General features: G+C 63.0%; 2 protein-coding genes. Both read right to left on the bottom strand.

What is annotated here, in order from left to right; genetic code table 11:
* On the bottom strand, positions 1 to 400 hold a 400-nt coding region (locus AC1DVR_RS23855), incomplete at its 3' end, for a TraE/TraK family type IV conjugative transfer system protein (protein WP_478003105.1).
* Positions 400 to 690 (bottom strand): type IV conjugative transfer system protein TraL, encoded by a 291-nt coding sequence (traL, locus tag AC1DVR_RS23850; RefSeq protein ID WP_478003104.1) that lies wholly within the window; start codon positions 688 to 690, stop codon positions 400 to 402. The genes traL and AC1DVR_RS23855, both read right to left, overlap by 1 nt.
* Between the last annotated feature and the right edge of the window lie 23 nt (positions 691 to 713).

Genomic DNA, 713 nt, shown 5'->3' with positions numbered 1-713 from the left:
GATCATGGTCGATCTTCTCGGGCAGGAAGACCGTGGAAATCTCACGCTTCTTGATGTCTTCGGCCACTTCGTCGAAGCGTTTCAGAAGCGCGTCGCGCTCAATCGGGTTGGAAACCCGTTCGATGACCTGACGGCTGTAAGTCGTCGTGGCAGGCGAGACCGTGTACATGGCCTGGGTCGCATCCAGGCTCAGCGCCTCAAGATAGCGCACATCGCCGCCACCCTGCGCCACCATGCCATCGCTGACCCGGGAGGGTATCAGGATGGTCTGGCTGTGCGTTTGCAGCACCTGCCAGGAGAGTAGCAGGTTGGAGCCGATCAGCGCGAGGCTCACCAGCCCCAAGGCATTGCGGGCCCGGCGCAAGCGGCCCATCGATGTTTCCATCACGGCGAAATTCATCAGCCTCTCCAGACCGAAACCGCACTGTCGGGCAGGCTGCGGCAGAAGTTCATCGGGCGCGGCAGCACCCAGTAGAGGAGCGCCAGCACATGCGGCACGCCGCCCTCGCCCTTGAAGCGCTTCCAGAGCGCGAAGGAGAGGAGGCCCATCGCGAGCCCCGGGATCAGATGCTGGGTCATGAGCCCAAAGCCCACCGGCAGCAAAGCCGCCAGACCCTCATCGATGGGGACGAGGAGAATGCGCGGCACATCCTGCAGATGCTGTTCGACGCGGATCACAGGGTCGGACATGGGGGATCTCTGGTGGGTAGAGT

This window comes from Rhodobacter sp. P2_H5, from assembly GCF_056403335.1.
Note: the sequence above shows the minus strand (reverse complement) of the source record. Positions and strands in the feature narration are given on the sequence as shown.

Coding starts and splice junctions, on each gene's coding strand:
- traL (WP_478003104.1), bottom strand. CDS start 690: ATGTCCGACCCTGTGATCCGCGTCGAACAGCATCTGCAGGATGTGCCG.